This is a genomic window from Actinosynnema sp. CS-041913, assembly GCF_050942485.1.
In the GTDB taxonomy this organism is placed as follows: Bacteria; Actinomycetota; Actinomycetes; order Mycobacteriales; family Pseudonocardiaceae; genus Actinosynnema.
On record NZ_CP192037.1, the window covers coordinates 7,674,043 to 7,691,447 of the forward strand.

Sequence of the window (17,405 nt, forward strand, 5' to 3'; positions counted from 1 at the left end):
CTCAGGCGGTCTCGGTGATCGGCCGGTCGACCCAGGACATCAGGCCGCGCAACTTCTTGCCGACTTCCTCGATCGGGTGCTGCTCGCCCTCCTGCTGCAACTTCTTGTAGTTGCCGCGGCCGGCGTCGTCCTCGTTCACCCACTCGGTGGCGAAGGTGCCGTCCTGGATCTCGCCCAGGATCCTGCGCATCTCCTCCTTGACCGCGGGCGTGACGACGCGCGGGCCGCGGGTGAGGTCGCCGTACTCGGCGGTGTCGGAGATGGAGTACCGCATCCGCGCGATGCCGCCCTCGTACATGAGGTCGACGATCAGCTTCAGCTCGTGCAGGCACTCGAAGTAGGCGACCTCGGGGGCGTAGCCCGCCTCGGTGAGCACCTCGAAGCCCGCCTGCACCAGCGCGGACGCACCACCGCACAGCACCGCCTGCTCGCCGAACAGGTCGGTCTCGGTCTCTTCCTTGAACGTCGTCTTGATGACGCCCGCCCGGGTGCCGCCGATGCCCTTGGCGTAGGACAGGGCGAGCGCCTGCGCGTTGCCGGTGGCGTCCTGCTCGACCGCGATCAGCGCGGGCACGCCCTTGCCGTCCACGAACTGCCGGCGCACCAGGTGGCCGGGGCCCTTCGGCGCGACCATCGCCACGTCCACGTTGGACGGCACGGTGATCAGGCCGTACCGGATGTTGAAGCCGTGGCCGAAGAAGACCGCGTCGCCGTCCTTGAGGTTCGGCGCGATGTCCTGCGCGTAGATGTGCCGCTGCGCGGTGTCCGGCGCCAGGATCATGATCAGGTCGGCCTCGGCGGCGACCTCGGCCGGGGTGCCGACGGGCAGGCCCTCCTCCTCGGCCTTGGCGCGGGACTTGGAGCCCTCGGGGAGGCCGATCCGGACGTCGACGCCGGAGTCGCGCAGGCTCAGCGCGTGCGCGTGGCCCTGGCTGCCGTAGCCGATGACCGCGACCTTGCGCCCCTGGATGACGCTCAGGTCGGCATCGTCGTCGTAGAAGATCTCGACGCTCACTGGTGGTACTTCCTTCCTGGTTTTCGTTCCACGCCGGCCTGCGGGCGGGCGCTGGAGTCGTGCGGTTCTCAGCGCACCGCGGTCGCGGTGATGGAGCGGGCGCCGCGGCCGATGGCGACCATGCCGGACTGGACGATCTCGCGGAGCCCGTACGGCTCCAGCATCCGCAGCAGCGCGTCGAGCTTCTCGGACGTGCCGGTGGCCTCGACGGTGACCGCCTCCGGGGAGACGTCGACCACCTTCGCGCGGAAGAGCTGCACCGTCTCCAAGACCTGGCTGCGCACCGTCGCGTCGGCGCGCACCTTCACCAGCAGGAGCTGGCGCTGGACCGACGCGGACGTCTCCAGCTCCACGATCTTGATGACGTTGACCAGCTTGTTGAGCTGCTTGGTGACCTGCTCCAGCGGCAGCTCGTCCACGGACACCACGATGGTCATCCGGGAGATGTCGGGGTGCTCGGTGCGGCCGACGGCGAGCGACTCGATGTTGAAGCCGCGGCGGGAGAACAGGCCCGCCACCCGGGCGAGGACGCCGGGCTTGTCCTCGACCAGCACGCTCAGGGTATGCCTCGTCATCACTCGTCCTCGTCGAACAGCGGGCGGATGCCCCGCGCGGCCATGATCTCGCTGTTGCCGGTGCCCGCGGCGACCATCGGCCACACCTGGGCGTCCTTGCCGACCACGAAGTCGATGACCACCGGGCGGTCGTTGATCTCCATGGCCTGCTGGATGACGGCGTCGACCTCGTCCTTGGCCTCGGCGCGCAGGCCGGCGCAGCCCATGGCCTCGGCCAGCAGCTTGAAGTCCGGGATGCGGTGCTTGTGCGTGCCCAGGTCGGTGCTGGAGTACCGCTCGCCGTAGAACAGGGTCTGCCACTGGCGGACCATGCCCAGGTTGCCGTTGTTGATCACGGCGACCTTGATCGGGATGTTCTCGATGGCGCAGGTGGCGAGCTCCTGGTTGGTCATCTGGAAGCAGCCGTCGCCGTCGATCGCCCACACCTGGACGCCCGGCACGCCCGCCTTCGCGCCCATCGCCGCCGGCACCGCGAAGCCCATGGTGCCGAGGCCGCCGGAGTTGATCCAGGTGCGCGGCGACTCGTACTTCACGAACTGCGCCGCCCACATCTGGTGCTGCCCGACGCCCGCCGTGTACAGGGTGTCGGGCGGGGCCAGCACGCCGATCCGCTCGATCACGTACTGCGGCGACAGCGTGCCGTCGTCCGGCCAGTCGTAGCCCAGCGGGAACGTGCCGCGCAGCGCGTCCAACTGCTCCCACCACGGCGTGAGGTCGACGGTGCGGTTCTCCCGCTCGGCCCGGACCGCCTCGATCAGCTCGGTGATGATCTCCTTGCAGTCGCCGACGATCGGCACGTCCGCGCGCCGGTTCTTGGAGATCTCCGCCGGGTCGATGTCGGCGTGCACGACCTGCGCGTCCGGCGCGAACGACGAGAGCTGCCCGGTGACCCGGTCGTCGAACCGCGCGCCCAGCGCCACCAGCAGGTCCGACTTCTGCATCGCGGCCACCGCCGCGACCGCGCCGTGCATGCCGGGCATGCCCAGGTGCTGGCGGTGCGAGTCGGGGAACGCGCCACGCGCCATCAGGGTCGTGACGACCGGGATGTTCGTGTCCTCGGCCAGCCTCAGCAGCTCGGGCGACGCCTCGGCCTTGATGACGCCGCCGCCGACGTAGAGCACGGGGCGCTTGGCCGCCGCGATCAGCTTCGCCGCCTCGCGCACCTGCTTGCCGTGCGGGCGGGTGGTCGGCCGGTAGCCGGGCAGCCGCAGCTCCGGCGGCCAGGAGAACGACGTCATCTCCTGGAGCACGTCCTTGGGGATGTCCACCAGCACCGGGCCGGGCCGGCCGGTGGACGCCAGGTGGAACGCCTCCGCGATCGCCCGCGGGATGTCGGCGGCGTCGGTGATCAGGAAGTTGTGCTTGGTGATCGGCATGGTGATGCCGCAGATGTCGGCTTCCTGGAACGCGTCGGTGCCGATCAGCGGCCGGGACTGCTGGCCGGTGATGGCGACCACCGGCACCGAGTCCATGTTGGCGTCGGCGAGCGGCGTGACCAGGTTCGTCGCGCCGGGGCCGGAGGTCGCCATGCACACCCCGACCTTGCCGGTGGCCTGCGCGTACCCGGTGGCGGCGTGCCCCGCGCCCTGCTCGTGGCGCACCAGGATGTGGCGCACCTTGGTCGAGTCGAGCAGCGGGTCGTACGCGGGCAGGATCGTGCCGCCGGGAATGCCGAACACCACCTCGCAGCCGACCGCTTCGAGGGAGCGGACGAGGGACTGGGCGCCGGTCACGCGGACGGGGGCGCCGCTCGGCGGGGCCGGTTTCGGCCGCGGTCCAGGGCGGGGCGACGGCGGCTCGCCGGGAGCCTGTCGCGAGGTTGCGCTGGTCATCTGTCTGCCTCGTGGGTAAAGGAGAATGCACGGTCCGGGCACGAAAAAACCCTCGCCAACCCGAACGGGTGGGACGAGGGTCGCGCGTCGACGCAAGCTCGATAAGCCTAGGCGGCGACGCGCCTGGGAAGTACGAGAACGAGGTTGCGCTGCATGGCGGTGACGTTAACCGTCAACCTCGACGGGCGTCAACTGTGCGGGACGGCACTCCCGGATCGTGGACGCCCGGCGTGGCCGGCGGAGGGCTGCCATCACCCGCCCGGAGGACCGGTGGCAGCATCCCGTGCCGTGCAGAAGCTCGTGTTCCGGATCCCGTCGCCCGCCCTCATCGCGGCGGGCACCATCGCCGTCTGCGCGACCCCGTTCGCGTGGGCCGCGCCCGGCCTCCAGGCCATCTACCTGCTGCCGCTCGGGTTCGCCTGGTGGGTGCTGCGCAACCGGACCACGGTGGACTCCGCGCGGCTCGTGGCCAGGGGCACGTTCGGCAAGCGGGTGCTGGCCTGGGACGACGTGACGGCCATCAAGGTCGTGCCGCGCGGCTGGCTGAGCGCCGTGCTGGCGGACGGCTCACTGGTCCGGCTGCCCGCCGTCCGGGCGGGCCACCTGTCCGCGCTGGCCGCCGTCAGCGGGGGCCGCGTGCCCGACCCGGACCACCGCCCGGAGCCCTGACCGGGACGCAACACCGGGCTCCGTAGAATTCCCGGAGTGACGTCGAACACGCAGGTCCGCTGGGTCGCGCCGGTCAGCCTCGTGCTGTCGCTCGCGGGGCTCGCGGTGTCGGCCTACCTGACCGTGACGCACTTCTCAGCCGGCGCGCTGCTGTGCGCCGAGGGCGAGGTCATCGACTGCGGCACGGTCACCACGAGCGAGCAGTCGGAGTTCCTGGGCATCCCGGTGGCGATCCTCGGCCTGGCGTTCTTCGCGTTCCTGACCCTGCTGTGCCTGCCGGTGGCGTGGCGCGACGAGCGGCTGCACTGGCTGCGGCTCGGGTCGGTCGGCGTCGGCGTGCTGTTCGTCGTGTACCTCGTCGCGGCCGAGTTCGTGCTCATCGGCAAGTTCTGCCTGTGGTGCACCGCCGTGCACGTCATCACACTCGCGCTCGCGGGCGTGCTGGTCGCCGCGGCGCTGCGGCGGAGTAACCTCTGAGTCACCGCTCCCGGACTCCGGCGCCCACCCCGCGCCCTCCTCGCGACACTTTTTGAGCTTCCCTCTGGAGGAGCCGTGCCACCGCTCCGTTCCCGCACCACGACCCACGGCCGCAACGCCGCGGGCGCCCGCGCGCTGTGGCGCGCGACCGGCATGACCGACAGCGACTTCGGCAAGCCGATCGTGGCCATCGCCAACTCCTACACGCAGTTCGTGCCCGGTCACGTGCACCTCCGCGACCTCGGCGACATCGTGGCGGAGGCGGTGCGCGAGGCGGGCGGCGTGCCGCGCGAGTTCCACACCATCGCGGTGGACGACGGCATCGCCATGGGCCACAGCGGGATGCTCTACTCGCTGCCGTCACGCGAGATCATCGCCGACTCCGTCGAGTACATGGTGAACGCGCACCAGGCCGACGCGATCGTGTGCATCTCCAACTGCGACAAGATCACCCCCGGCATGCTGAACGCGGCGATGCGCCTCAACATCCCCGTGGTGTTCGTCTCCGGCGGGCCGATGGAGGCCGGCAAGGCCGTCGTCGTGGACGGGGTGGCGGTCGCGCCGACCGACCTGATCACGGCGATCGCGGCGTCGGCGTCGCCGGAGGTGGACGACGAGGGCCTGTCCGTCGTCGAACGCTCCGCCTGCCCGACCTGCGGCTCGTGCTCGGGCATGTTCACCGCCAACTCGATGAACTGCCTGACCGAGGCCCTGGGCCTGGCGCTGCCCGGCAACGGCTCGACCCTGGCGACCCACGCGGCCAGGCGCGACCTGTTCGCGGCGGCCGGCCGGACCGTGGTGGAACTGTGCGAGCGCTACTACGGCGACGACGACGAGTCGGTCCTGCCGCGCTCGATCGCGTCCCGGGCGGCGTTCGAGAACGCGATGGCGCTCGACATGGCCATGGGCGGCTCGACCAACACCGTGCTGCACATCCTCGCTGCCGCGCAGGAAGGCGAGATCGACTTCACGCTGGAGGACATCGACGCCCTCAGCCGGCGCGTGCCGTGCCTGTCGAAGGTGTCGCCGAACTCCGACTACCACATGGAGGACGTGCACCGGGCGGGCGGCATCCCGGCGCTGCTCGGCGAGCTGTGGCGGGCGGGGCTGCTGAACGAGGACGTGCGGACGGTCCACTCCCCCGATGTGGCGTCGTGGCTGTCCGCGTGGGACATCCGGGCGGCCTCGCCGTCCCCGGAGGCCGTCGAACTGTTCCACGCCGCACCCGGTGGCGTGCGCACCACGCAGGCGTTCTCCACGGCCAACCGGTGGTCCAAGCTGGACACCGACGCGGCCGGCGGCTGCATCCGGGATGTCGCGCACGCGTACACGAAGGACGGCGGACTGGCCGTGCTGCGCGGCAACCTGGCCGTGGACGGCGCCGTGATCAAGGCGGCGGGCGTCGACGAGGACCTGTGGCACTTCGAGGGTCCGGCGCGGGTCGTGGAGTCGCAGGAGGAGGCCGTGTCGGTGATCCTGAAGAAGGAGATCCAGGCCGGCGATGTCCTCGTGGTCCGCTACGAGGGGCCGGCGGGCGGTCCGGGGATGCAGGAGATGCTGCACCCGACGGCGTTCCTGAAGGGTGCGGGCCTGGGCAAGAAGTGCGCCCTGATCACCGACGGCAGGTTCTCGGGCGGGACGTCGGGCCTGTCCATCGGCCACGTGTCGCCGGAGGCGGCGGGCGGCGGGACGATCGGCCTGGTGCGGGACGGCGACCGGATCGTGATCGACGTGCACTCGCGCAGGCTGGAACTGCTGGTGCCGGACGAGGTGCTGGCGGAACGCCGGGCGAAGATGGAGGCGTCGGAACGCCCCTGGCAACCCGCCGACCGCGTCCGCCCGGTGACCGCGGCGCTGCGCGCGTACGCTCGCCTGACAACCGACGCGTCCAAGGGCGCAGTCCGCGACGTCACCCGCTGACCGTCGCACCCGCCTGGTCGCATGTCGCCCAGGCGGGTGCGACGTCACAGCCCGTAGACCCAACGGCGCCGCACACCGCTCCACAAGATCACCCGGACGAGTGGCGGCATTTCGGGCACTTTCCGGCCACGGATTTCGTTGCCGTAAACAAGGAGCGCGGCACGGCGGCGAAGCATGCAAGCAACCGGCCAAGCCCCCCGGCCCGCTGACGCCCTGGTCGTGATCGACACACGCCCCTGGACTGATCGACACGTCGACACGGAGCACGCGGCAGCACACGCCACCAGCGCCGCGGCACACGCACCAGCGCCGGCCACGCGGACACCCGGTGCGGTGTCACGCGGACCCGGCGCGGCGTGCGGGCGGGTGCACGAAGTACGCGGGTGCGCCTGCGTGGTGTCCCGGTGGTCGTGTCCCGGTGGTCGTGGTGCCGGCAGTGGTGTCCCGGTGGCGGTGTCCCGGTGGCCGTGGTGTCCCGGCAGTGGGCGAACCGAGGTGATCTCGGCGGCGGCGGTCGGCGGCGGAGGTCAGCGGCGGAAGACGAGGAGGGTCGCGGCGGTCGCGCCGGCGGCGAGCAGCAGGCAGATGAACCCCGCCAGCAGCGGGTGGCGGAACCAACTGCGGTTGTAGTCGATCGCGGCTCGCCCCGGGCCGGCGAAGATCAGCGCGAAGGCCATCGCCGCGTAGGCCATCTCCTGCTCGACGCCGTCCGGGTTGAGGAAGCGCCGGACGCCGTCCGGCGGGAACAGGCTGCCGCCGTACTTGATGGCGATGGCGTTGGCCATCACGCCGAGGATGCCCGCCGCCGCCAACGGGGTGAAGAGGCCGAGCACCAGCAGGCTGCCGCCCGCCAGTTCGGTGATGCCGGTGACCCACGCGAGGATCCGTTCCTCGCGGTAGCCGAGTTCGGACAGGCTCCTCGCGAAGCCGTCGATGCCGGGGCCGCCGAACAGGCCGAAGACCTTCTGCAGGCCGTGTCCGATGAACACGCCGCCCAGCGCCAGTCGCAGCACCAGCAGGCCCAGGTCGGCGCTGCCCGACCACCCGAACGGCTTGCGTTCGTCCTCGTCGTCGTAGTGGGTCGCGGTCTGGCCGTACGTGTCCACCGGCGTGTAGCCGGAGGTGTCGAAACTGCTGGTGTCCTTGTTGAACGTCTGGGTGCCGTCGTCGAAGTGGTGCGCTCCTCCGCCCACGCCACTCGTCGAAGTCGAGTAGAAACCGTCGTCGGAGTAGCCGCCCGAAGTCTTCGGGGCGTCGTCGTGAGTAGCCACGCACCCGCACGTTAGGAGGTTCGGAGGACCACCGCGAGCGTCCGTTGCGCGGCCACCCCTCAGCCGAATGGGCTAATTTCCGCACCCGGTCGAGGCTCGACCCGCATGAACGCCCCGCCGGAGCCGCCCATCGGCGGGCGTGGAATCCGCACCCGTGGAATCCGCACCTCCGCGTCGGACCCTCGTAGCGGACCACTTGGACATCACCGGACTGGATCTGCCTACGGCGGAGGTGCGACCGACATAGGCGGGGCGGAGGCACAGGCGGGGCGGAGGCGGAGTGGTGCAGCGCGCGACCTGGCGGTGAGACCCGAAGCGCAGCCTCGAACCACCGCCCCCGGCACGAGACCTCAGTACTCGCCCCGCACGAGGTTGCGCGGCTCCTCACCCCGGGCGAACCGGGCGACCTCGGACGCCACCACGGCATAAGCCCGCTCGGCATGACCGGTGCACGAGCCGGCCACGTGCGGCGTCAGGAACAGCCCCGGAGCAGTCCACAGTGGATGATCGGCGGGCAACGGCTCCGGCTCGGTCACGTCCAAAGCCGCCCGCAACCGCCCGGAAACCAGCTCGGCGACCAAGGCATCGGTGTCCACCACGGGCCCCCGCGCCGCGTTCACCAGGATCGCCCCGTCCTTCATCCGCGCCAGGAACCCGGCGTCCACCATCCCGGACGTCTCCGCGGTCAACGGCACCACCACCAGCACCGCGTCGAACCCGCCCAGCAGCTCGGGCAGCTCGTCCATCCCGTGCACGCCGTCCCGCGCGGTCCGGCCGACCAGGGTCGCGGTGGCGTCGAAGGGCTCCAGCCGGCGCCGGAACTGCTCACCCAGGTCACCGGCCCCGACGACGAGGACCTTCTTGTCCTGCAACGTCTCCGTCAGGTGGTAGTCCCACCGCCGCTCCCGTCGCGCCTGGTCGAACGCCGGGAAGTCGCGGTAGATCGCCAGCAGCGCCCCGATCGCCCACTCCGCGGTGCTCCCGCCGTGCGCGCCCCGGCAGGTCGAGAGCCGCACCCCGTCGGGCACCGTGCCGATGAACCGCTCCGCCCCGGCGCTGAGCAACTGCACGAGCCGCAGCTTCGGCAGCCGGCCGAAGAACTCGCGCGGATCGGTGTTGTGCAGGAACTTGGGCACCAGCACCTCGGCGTGCGAGGCCTCGGGCGGCAGTTCGGCGTCCGCCGAGTACCGGACCGCCCGGACACCCTCCACGTCGGACAGGACACGGATGCCGAGTTCATCGGGAACCAACACGGTAAGCGTCACACCCGCACGCTACGGCACACTGTCGGCCATGCGGGAGCGTGACGTGTTCTCCACGGACGGGACGCGCATCAGGCTGTGGCGCACCGACTCCGAAGGCCCGGACGTGCTGTTGAGCCCGGGTTTGGGCGCCGTGCCGACCGGGTGGCCGGAGCTGCCGGCCGCCCGCGTCCACGGCTGGTACCACCGCGGCACGATGGGTTCGAGCCGGCCGGACGACCCGTCGCGGATCACGCTCCGGGATCACGTCGCGGACGCGCTGGCCGTGCTGGACGACGGCGGGGTCGAGCGGTGTGTGGTGATGGGCTGGTCGATGGGTGTCACGGTGGCGGCGGAGCTGGCGTTGACGCGTCCCGAGCGGGTGTCGGGGCTGATGCTGGTGACGGGTGCGCCGGGTGACCCGTTCGCGAGCGCGCTGGGTGTGCCGGGGGTGCCGGAGGGTCTGCGGAGGCTGCTCGGGGTGTCGTCGGTGACGGCTCTCCGGCTCGCGGGTCCGCTGTTGGACTCGGTGCTGCACCGGGTGCCGGTGCCGGAGCTGCGGTCGCCGTTGATGGGCGGGCTGCGCCGGTTCCTGAAGCACGACTGGGGCTGGTACTTCACGTTGGCGCTCGCGCTGGGCCGCACGCCGCGCCTGGACCTGACGGGCGTGACGTGCCCCATAACGGTGGTGGCCGGCCGGTACGACTGGCTGGCGTCGCCGGACAGCATGCTGGGCCCGGTGTCGGGGCTGCCGCAGGCTCGGGTGAGGGTGCTGCCGAACACGCATTTCCTGCCGTTGGAGAACCCGCGGGTCGTGGTGGACGAGCTGGAGCTGCTGCTGGCCCGCGTGGCGGCGGTGGAGCAGGCGGTCGAACAGGCGGACGGCCTGCTCACCTCACGTTCACGGCCACGCGCCTAGCCTTGGTTCTCGTGTCACGACTCCGTGGGTTGCTGATCGGCTCCGCTGTCGGCCTGCTGGCCGTCGGCTGCGCGAGCTTCCCGGAGCAGCCGGGTCCGTCCGGGTGGAGCCCCGCGCCGCAGTTGACGCCGCAGGCTGGTCCGAGGCCCGAGTTGCCCGGCGAGTTGCCGAGAACCCCTGGTCAGGGCCAGCAGCCCGGCCAGCAGCCGACTCCGGTGCCGCCGCCGCAGGGGTGCAAGGACTTCAACCCGCTGGTGGTCGGGACGTGCCTGTCGCCGGTGTCGGGGGTGGCGCTGACGGATGTGAACCAGACGACGGGCGCGGTCACGGCGTTGGCGACCGAGCGCGCGACGGGGCGGTTGGTGAAGGTCACCAAGGACGTGGATCCGGTGGTGGTGCACACGTTCGAGGTGGACGCGTCGTCGGATGGCGGTCTCACCGGTCTGACGTTGTCACCGACTTACCCGGAGGATCAGCTCGTATACGTCTACGTGACGACACCCACCGACAACCGCGTGATGCGTCTCGCTCCTGGTGACGTGCCGAAACCCGTGTTGACCGGCATCCCGAAGGGTCCGACCGGCAACCGTGGCGTGCTGTCCTACGACCGCACGGGCGCGCTGTTGGTGGCGACCGGCGACGCGGGCAACCCGGCGCTGGCCGCCGATCCGGAGTCGCCGGCGGGCAAGGTGCTGCGGATCGACGGGGCCGGCCAGCCGGCGCGCGGCAACCCCACGGCGGGGTCGCGGGTGTTGGCGTCGGGTCTGCGTTCGCCGGCTGGGCTGTGCGTGTCGGGTGACGGCTCGAAGACGTGGGTCACGGACGTGGGTGGTCCGGCGGACCTGCTGTACCGGGTGGAGTCGGGCAAGCCGTTGGGCAACCCGGCGTGGTCGTGGCCGGACAAGCCGGGGGTGAGCGGCTGCGCGTCGCTGACGAACGTGATGTGGCTGGGCGTGGCGAACGTCCCGGGCACGCTGATCATGCCGATGAACCCGGACGGCAGCTTCACCGGCAAGCCGGAGCCGTACATGAACGACGAGCCCACGTTCGGCCGGACCGGCGCGCTGGTGGCGGTCGACGACAACACCGCGCTGATCGGCACCGTCAACAAGAACGCCGGTGGCGCGCCGGTGTCCAGTGACGACCGGGTGGCGATCATCGTCCGTGACAACGCCACCGGTGGGGGTCAGGACTAGCCGGCTCGCGGGACTAGTACTCCAGCCGCACTTCGTTGTATATGGCGTGTCTTCGCTGGTAGTGGGCTTGTTTGGCGCGGTGTTGGTGGCGTCTGCGCCAGTGGGACCAGTTCCAGGTGTGGGCGCGGTCGGGGATGGTGGTGATCAGGTGTGCCAGGAGACGCCTGACCTCGCCGAGGGTGACCGGGATGAGGCCGCCGCCAGGGCTTTTGGGGCGATGGCGGCGGTGACGGCGAGGTAGGTGTGGGCGAGCATCGCGAGGGTGATGTGGCGGTACCAGGCGTCGTAGCGGCGGACCTGGTACTGGTCCAGGCCGACCTCGGTCTTGGCGGTCTGGAAACAGTCCTCGACAGCCCAGCGGGCTCCGGCCACCCGGATCAGGTCGTCGTCGGTGGTTCCTGTTGGGGCGCAACACAAGTAATAGGCCAGTTCGTGCTCGCCGCGACGGTTGGCCGTGAGTGAGCGGCGGATCAGCAGCCACCGTCGCCACCCGGCAGGTGTGGTGTCGTCGTAGACGGGTAACGAGGCCACCGCCCAGTCGAACAGGCGGGGCCCTTTGGCGCCCTGGCCGCAACTGCGGCGCTTCCACGCTGCTTGCGGGGCGTCGGCGGTCAGGTGGTCGGCGCGGGTGGCGCCCGCAGTGGCGGGAATGGTCTGGCTGCTCGGCACGGCCACCACATAGGCGATGCGCCGATCTTCAAGCCAAGTCCGGAATTTCGAGTCGCCGCCGTAGGCTTCATCCGCAGTCACCCAACGGGCCGGCACGCCGGCGTCCAACGCCCGGGCCAGCATCGCGCGGGCGAGCACGGGCTTGGTCGCGAACTCCACGGTGTCGGGCACCGCCGCCTCCCGACACCGTTCCCGGTCGGCGACCCAGGACTTGGGCAGGTACAGCTCCCGGTCGATCAGCGTGCGACCTTTGCTTGTGGCGTAAGCAAGAAACACGCCCAGTTGGCAGTTCTCGATCCGACCGGCGGTGCCGGAGTACTGCCGCTGCACCCCGGCCGACTTGTCGCCCTTCTTCAGGAAACCGGTCTCGTCCACCACCAGCACGCCATCGCCGTCGGCCAGGTGCTCCACGGCATAGTCACGGGCGTCGTCGCGGACCCCGTCGACGTCCCATGACGCGGCGTTGAGCAACCGCTGCATCCCGTCCGGCGTCGCCTCACCAGCCACTTCGGCCAATGTCCAGCCGTTCTTGCCCGCGATCGGAGCCAACAGACCCCGAACATACGCCCGAGCCCGACGCCGCGGCTCCGCCCGCAGAAACCGTCCCGCCACCCGCCCGAACAACTCGTCCAAGCCGCTCACCCACGCCTGAACGTCCTCATCAACCAACACAAGATCGACAAGCTACCAGAACATGATCACGAAGTGCGGCTGGAGTACTAGGGCGTGTCCGCCGGGTCATGATCGGGTTTTGTCTGGGGCAGCTCGGATCCAGTCGATGGTCTCGACGATGTCGTTGGTGGCCTGCCAGTGCAGGGCGAGCTTGTCGTAGCGGGTCGCGACGGCGCGGAACTGCTTGCGGCGGTTGAATCCCCGTTCGACCTGGTTGCGTCGCTTGTAGGCATCGGCGTCAAAGGACGGGGGGCGCCCACCGGCCGATCCCTTGCGCAGCCGGTTGGCGACCTGATCCCGCCGCTGGGGAATCACCGCCTTGATCCTCCGGCGCCGCAGCGCCGCCCGGTTCGCCCTGCTGCCGTAGGCCTTGTCCGCGGTCAGCGAGTCCGGACGCTTCCGCGGCCGGCCCACGCCACCGGGCCGGGGCACGGCGATGCCCTCCAGCAGCGCCTCCAACCGCTTCGTGTCCGCGGCCTGGCCGGGGGTGACGTGGGTGGACAGCGAGCGGCCCCGGCCGTCCGCGATAGTGTGGATCTTGGACGTGAGCCCGCCCCGGGACCGGCCCAGCCCTTGGGCTGCCCGAGATTCCTCCGAGTTCAGCCCCCCTTTCGGGCACCGGCCGCGTGCTGGTGGGCGCGCACGATCGTGGAGTCGGCCTGCGCGTCCCAGTCGATGTCACCCTCGGCCTCGGCACGGCCCTGGACCTGCCGCTTCACCCGCGCCCACGTCCCGTCCACGGCCCACCGGCGATAACGCTCGTAACAGGTCTTCCACGGCCCGTACCGCTCCGGCACGTCCCGCCACGGCGCACCCGTCCGCATCCGCCACAGGATCCCGTTGACCACCCGCCGACGGTCACCCCACCGGCCACCCCGTCCAGGCGCCGGGCCGGGGAGCAACGGCTCCAGGATCGCCCATTCCGCATCCGTCAGATCACCACGCGCCACACCACAATTTGATCAAACCCTTCGATCAACGTTCCGGCGGACACGCCCTAGTACTCCAGCCGCACTTCGTGATCATGTTCTGGTAGCTTGTCGATCTTGTGTTGGTTGATGAGGACGTTCAGGCGTGGGTGAGCGGCTTGGACGAGTTGTTCGGGCGGGTGGCGGGACGGTTTCTGCGGGCGGAGCCGCGGCGTCGGGCTCGGGCGTATGTTCGGGGTCTGTTGGCTCCGATCGCGGGCAAGAACGGCTGGACATTGGCCGAAGTGGCTGGTGAGGCGACGCCGGACGGGATGCAGCGGTTGCTCAACGCCGCGTCATGGGACGTCGACGGGGTCCGCGACGACGCCCGTGACTATGCCGTGGAGCACCTGGCCGACGGCGATGGCGTGCTGGTGGTGGACGAGACCGGTTTCCTGAAGAAGGGCGACAAGTCGGCCGGGGTGCAGCGGCAGTACTCCGGCACCGCCGGTCGGATCGAGAACTGCCAACTGGGCGTGTTTCTTGCTTACGCCACAAGCAAAGGTCGCACGCTGATCGACCGGGAGCTGTACCTGCCCAAGTCCTGGGTCGCCGACCGGGAACGGTGTCGGGAGGCGGCGGTGCCCGACACCGTGGAGTTCGCGACCAAGCCCGTGCTCGCCCGCGCGATGCTGGCCCGGGCGTTGGACGCCGGCGTGCCGGCCCGTTGGGTGACTGCGGATGAAGCCTACGGCGGCGACTCGAAATTCCGGACTTGGCTTGAAGATCGGCGCATCGCCTATGTGGTGGCCGTGCCGAGCAGCCAGACCATTCCCGCCACTGCGGGCGCCACCCGCGCCGACCACCTGACCGCCGACGCCCCGCAAGCAGCGTGGAAGCGCCGCAGTTGCGGCCAGGGCGCCAAAGGGCCCCGCCTGTTCGACTGGGCGGTGGCCTCGTTACCCGTCTACGACGACACCACACCTGCCGGGTGGCGACGGTGGCTGCTGATCCGCCGCTCACTCACGGCCAACCGTCGCGGCGAGCACGAACTGGCCTATTACTTGTGTTGCGCCCCAACAGGAACCACCGACGACGACCTGATCCGGGTGGCCGGAGCCCGCTGGGCTGTCGAGGACTGTTTCCAGACCGCCAAGACCGAGGTCGGCCTGGACCAGTACCAGGTCCGCCGCTACGACGCCTGGTACCGCCACATCACCCTCGCGATGCTCGCCCACACCTACCTCGCCGTCACCGCCGCCATCGCCCCAAAAGCCCTGGCGGCGGCCTCATCCCGGTCACCCTCGGCGAGGTCAGGCGTCTCCTGGCACACCTGATCACCACCATCCCCGACCGCGCCCACACCTGGAACTGGTCCCACTGGCGCAGACGCCACCAACACCGCGCCAAACAAGCCCACTACCAGCGAAGACACGCCATATACAACGAAGTGCGGCTGGAGTACTAGCCGGCTCGTGGCTGGCCGGTTGTGCGGTAGATCGCGTCGGCGACCTGCCGGTAGAGGCCCTTGGGATGGTCGCGGAACAGCGGTTCGGTGCCGAACAGGACGGCTTTGCCGCCGCGTGCCGACGTGCCGGACACGACGGCCGCCTGGCCTGCGGCCGAGTCCTGCCCGCCGGAGCCGTCGGCGCGGGCGGTCCAGTGTCCGGCGACCAGGTCCCGGTAGCGCTGCTCGGCAACCACGCCGGGCCCCAGGTCCGTGAACCAGAGGGGCGTGTAGACGAACGAGTGCCCGGTGCGCCCGGCGCGGTCGGTCACGGACACGATGCCGTTCGCGTCCTGCGTTCCCACCACCGCGTGGGCCGCCAACACGCCCGCGTCGGCGTTGAAGCGCGCACCGGTCGCCCCTCGCGTGACCACGCCGCCGCGCGTGAGGAACGCGTCGAGCGAGGCCTTCGCGGCCGGCGTCAACTGGTTGTAGTGGAGCCCGGACGACACGAACAGGACGTCGACCCGCGACCAGTCGAACCCGGCGTTCAGCACCTCCGTGGACACGGTGCGGATTTCGAAGCCCATGTCCCGCAACGCTTTCAGCTCATCGGCCGCCACCGCGCCCGCCACCACGGGCCGGCGCATCGGCGCACCGCCGGACGTGGACGCGGCGGTGAACCGCACCCCGTACCGGTCGGCGACCTCGACGGCGGCGCTTCGCGCCTCGGCCGGGACCACGATCGTGCCGTCGCCCAGCCTGCGCAATTCGAGCCCGCGCCCGAGGAGGTCGTTGACGGCGGCGATGTCTTTCCCGTCGACGAGCCGCAGCGCGAGGTCCCGGCCGGGCGCGGCTTCCACCGACCCGGTGGGCGAGGCGGCGACGACGTCACGGCCGTGCACGTCGAGCCGGCCGGCACGCAGGACGTCCACGGAGGCGCCCCATAACAGGCGGTGGCTCCAGCCCGAGATGTCGTACATGACCCGCACCTTGTCGGAGATGTCCCGGCCCGCCTCCAACATGACGTTCGCCAGGCCGCGCTTGGGCTGGTGCATGTCCACGACGTACGAGCCGGCCGGGTACCTGCGCCCCGCCGCCGTGAACGGCCGATCGGCACGCTTGACCCGCACATCATTGGCGACCAGATGATCTACCAGCCGCGCAACGGCGGGCCCGGAACGCTGGCCGGCGCCGACCGGGAGGACGTAGGCGCGCGGGAACTCCGTGGTGTAGCGGTCTTCCGGGCCGAAGCCGGGCACGTAGCCGTCCGGGATGTGCCGCAGCCGCTCACCGGCCGAACCGCGCCGGAACATCTCGATTTGGTTGGCCACCAGAACATCTCGGTGCCGATGGACGTAGTCGAGGGCACTGCGGATGGTCGCCTCGACAACGTCGGTGTTGATGCCGGACCGCCGCCGGAGTTCGGTCAGGGGCAGCGTCGTGTAGTCGTTCCGGTTGACCCGCAAGGGGATCTCGACCGTGTAGGAGATCGCGCCGTGGTACATCGAGTACTGGGCGGTGTAGATCGGGGCCCAGCCGTCCCAGACGCCGGGTTCGTAGTCGCGGAACGGCATCACCGGCTTGGCGGCGTCCGGGTGGCCGAGGTCGCGGACGGCTTGCTCCATGCGCAGGCCGCTCTCGTAGCCGTGCTTGAGGTAGAGGTCGAAGTCGTAGTTCTGGCCGTGCGGCGGGGTGGTCGGCTCGATGAGGGTGTTGGCGACGTAGCCGTGTTCGTCGAGCATCAGCAGGGGTTGGATGCGCTTCACGAGATCGCGCATCGCCCGCGCCTCCGGTTGTGACGCGGTGGCGAAGTCGCGATTGAGGTCGAACCCGGAGGCGTTGGCCCGCGTTCCGGCGACCCGGCCGTCCGGATTGGCCGTAAGGTTTACATAGAGCCTATTGCGCCGCAGTAAATCCAGCACTTCTCGATCGTTACTGGTCGAAAGATGTTCGATGACGCGTAACGCGCCATCCGTGCCTTCCCATTCGTCGCCGTGGATGTTGGCGTTGATCCAGACCGGCGCTTTGTAGGAGTTGCGGAGGAACGGATCACGCCGCGCGCCGACCGGATCGTTCTCGATCTTGTCCCGCCACCCGTCCTGTCGGCGGGTCTCGGCCGGGCTTTCCGGGGCGGTGAGCGTGACGAGGTAGAGATCGCGGCCGGCGTGGGATTGGCCGATCACTTCGACCGACAGGCGATCGCCGCGGCGCTGGAGCTCGTTCAGCTTGGGGGCGAGGGCGTGGTAGGGGGCGAGGCCGAGCTTGATCGACTTGTCGGTGGGGTCCTCGGGGTAGACCCGTAACTCCGTGCGGCGGGGGTAGCCGGGATTGGCGTCGGGGCGGTTGACGCCCTGCGCGACGGCGGTCGGCCCTCCCCGCGGGTCGAGCGCGGCCACCTCGTTCCGCTCGGGCCCGTTGCCCGGCTCCGCGCCACGTCCTTGGGCCGGCGCGGCGGTCGGCGCGGCGGCGGTGGTGACGGCGGCGGCACTGACGGGAGTGACGGCGGCGGGCGTGACGGCGGTGACCAACATCAGCAGGGCGAGCAACACCGACCGCATCGAGGCTCCTCCGATCACCGGCATCACCTTCGT

The 17,405-nt window shown here is 70.5% G+C and carries 14 protein-coding genes; 6 read left to right on the top strand and 8 right to left on the bottom strand.

Going from position 1 to position 17,405, the window contains the following annotated elements:
* Position 1 precedes the first annotated feature (1 nt).
* The 3 genes from ilvC to ACQPZF_RS34545 all read right to left on the bottom strand — a co-directional run bounded on the left by ilvC (position 2) and on the right by ACQPZF_RS34545 (position 3,422).
* A complete protein-coding gene (ilvC, locus tag ACQPZF_RS34535) occupies positions 2 to 1,015 on the bottom strand; it encodes a ketol-acid reductoisomerase (protein WP_433264255.1) in 1,014 nt (337 codons plus the stop codon).
* 68 nt (positions 1,016 to 1,083) lie between these two features.
* Complete coding sequence (gene ilvN / locus ACQPZF_RS34540; RefSeq protein WP_433264257.1) at positions 1,084 to 1,590, bottom strand: acetolactate synthase small subunit; 507 nt, start codon at positions 1,588 to 1,590, stop codon at positions 1,084 to 1,086.
* The gene (locus tag ACQPZF_RS34545) at positions 1,590 to 3,422 is read right to left on the bottom strand and encodes an acetolactate synthase large subunit (RefSeq protein ID WP_433264259.1); all 1,833 of its coding nucleotides are present in this window, start codon (positions 3,420 to 3,422) and stop codon (positions 1,590 to 1,592) included. The genes ilvN and ACQPZF_RS34545 overlap by 1 nt, the downstream gene beginning before the upstream one ends.
* Before the next feature lie 270 nt (positions 3,423 to 3,692).
* On the opposite strand from ACQPZF_RS34545, the gene ACQPZF_RS34550 reads away from it, so the two are divergent.
* From ACQPZF_RS34550 to ilvD, 3 genes are all read left to right on the top strand, one after another.
* On the top strand, positions 3,693 to 4,091 hold the full coding sequence (locus ACQPZF_RS34550) for a PH domain-containing protein (protein WP_433264261.1): 399 nt from the start codon (positions 3,693 to 3,695) through the stop codon (positions 4,089 to 4,091).
* Between the two features lie 36 nt (positions 4,092 to 4,127).
* Positions 4,128 to 4,568: a vitamin K epoxide reductase family protein gene (locus ACQPZF_RS34555; RefSeq protein ID WP_433264263.1), complete on the top strand. Its 441-nt coding sequence runs from the start codon at positions 4,128 to 4,130 to the stop codon at positions 4,566 to 4,568.
* A 75-nt stretch (positions 4,569 to 4,643) separates the two neighbouring features.
* The gene (gene ilvD / locus ACQPZF_RS34560) at positions 4,644 to 6,488 is read left to right on the top strand and encodes a dihydroxy-acid dehydratase (RefSeq protein ID WP_433264265.1); all 1,845 of its coding nucleotides are present in this window, start codon (positions 4,644 to 4,646) and stop codon (positions 6,486 to 6,488) included.
* 527 nt (positions 6,489 to 7,015) lie between these two features.
* Here ilvD and ACQPZF_RS34565 read toward each other — a convergent pair.
* Together ACQPZF_RS34565 and ACQPZF_RS34570 are read right to left on the bottom strand one after the other, a co-directional pair.
* Complete coding sequence (locus ACQPZF_RS34565) at positions 7,016 to 7,759, bottom strand: DoxX family protein (protein WP_433264267.1); 744 nt, start codon at positions 7,757 to 7,759, stop codon at positions 7,016 to 7,018.
* 350 nt (positions 7,760 to 8,109) lie between these two features.
* Complete coding sequence (locus ACQPZF_RS34570) at positions 8,110 to 9,024, bottom strand: 2-hydroxyacid dehydrogenase (protein ID WP_433264269.1); 915 nt, start codon at positions 9,022 to 9,024, stop codon at positions 8,110 to 8,112.
* A 28-nt stretch (positions 9,025 to 9,052) separates the two neighbouring features.
* Here ACQPZF_RS34570 and ACQPZF_RS34575 point away from each other — a divergent pair, with 28 nt between their 5' ends.
* Both ACQPZF_RS34575 and ACQPZF_RS34580 read left to right on the top strand, forming a co-directional pair.
* Complete coding sequence (locus ACQPZF_RS34575; RefSeq protein ID WP_433264271.1) at positions 9,053 to 9,919, top strand: alpha/beta fold hydrolase; 867 nt, start codon at positions 9,053 to 9,055, stop codon at positions 9,917 to 9,919.
* An 11-nt stretch (positions 9,920 to 9,930) separates the two neighbouring features.
* On the top strand, positions 9,931 to 11,115 hold the full coding sequence (locus ACQPZF_RS34580) for a PQQ-dependent sugar dehydrogenase (protein ID WP_433264273.1): 1,185 nt from the start codon (positions 9,931 to 9,933) through the stop codon (positions 11,113 to 11,115).
* A 144-nt stretch (positions 11,116 to 11,259) separates the two neighbouring features.
* Here the strand turns inward: ACQPZF_RS34580 and ACQPZF_RS34585 are convergent, their stop codons facing one another.
* Both ACQPZF_RS34585 and ACQPZF_RS34590 read right to left on the bottom strand, forming a co-directional pair.
* Positions 11,260 to 12,456, bottom strand: coding sequence for an IS701 family transposase (locus ACQPZF_RS34585; protein ID WP_433264275.1), 1,197 nt, complete (start codon positions 12,454 to 12,456; stop codon positions 11,260 to 11,262).
* Positions 12,457 to 12,522: 66 nt separating this feature from the next.
* Positions 12,523 to 13,406 (bottom strand): IS5 family transposase gene (locus ACQPZF_RS34590; protein ID WP_433264277.1). Its coding sequence is split into 2 segments (ribosomal slippage): positions 12,523 to 13,058 and positions 13,058 to 13,406, totalling 885 coding nucleotides; the frame shifts between segments, so codons are not numbered across the junction.
* A 98-nt stretch (positions 13,407 to 13,504) separates the two neighbouring features.
* On the opposite strand from ACQPZF_RS34590, the gene ACQPZF_RS34595 reads away from it, so the two are divergent.
* The gene (locus ACQPZF_RS34595; protein ID WP_433264275.1) at positions 13,505 to 14,701 is read left to right on the top strand and encodes an IS701 family transposase; all 1,197 of its coding nucleotides are present in this window, start codon (positions 13,505 to 13,507) and stop codon (positions 14,699 to 14,701) included.
* Between the two features lie 127 nt (positions 14,702 to 14,828).
* On the opposite strand, the gene ACQPZF_RS34600 is transcribed toward ACQPZF_RS34595, so the two are convergent.
* Entirely contained in the window at positions 14,829 to 17,372 is a 2,544-nt protein-coding gene (locus tag ACQPZF_RS34600; protein WP_433264279.1) for a M14 family zinc carboxypeptidase, read from the bottom strand.
* Positions 17,373 to 17,405: the final 33 nt, after the last annotated feature.

Coding starts and splice junctions, on each gene's coding strand:
- ACQPZF_RS34575 (WP_433264271.1), top strand. CDS start 9,053: ATGCGGGAGCGTGACGTGTTCTCCACGGACGGGACGCGCATCAGGCTG.
- ilvN (WP_433264257.1), bottom strand. CDS start 1,590: ATGACGAGGCATACCCTGAGCGTGCTGGTCGAGGACAAGCCCGGCGTC.
- ACQPZF_RS34600 (WP_433264279.1), bottom strand. CDS start 17,372: ATGCGGTCGGTGTTGCTCGCCCTGCTGATGTTGGTCACCGCCGTCACG.
- ACQPZF_RS34545 (WP_433264259.1), bottom strand. CDS start 3,422: ATGACCAGCGCAACCTCGCGACAGGCTCCCGGCGAGCCGCCGTCGCCC.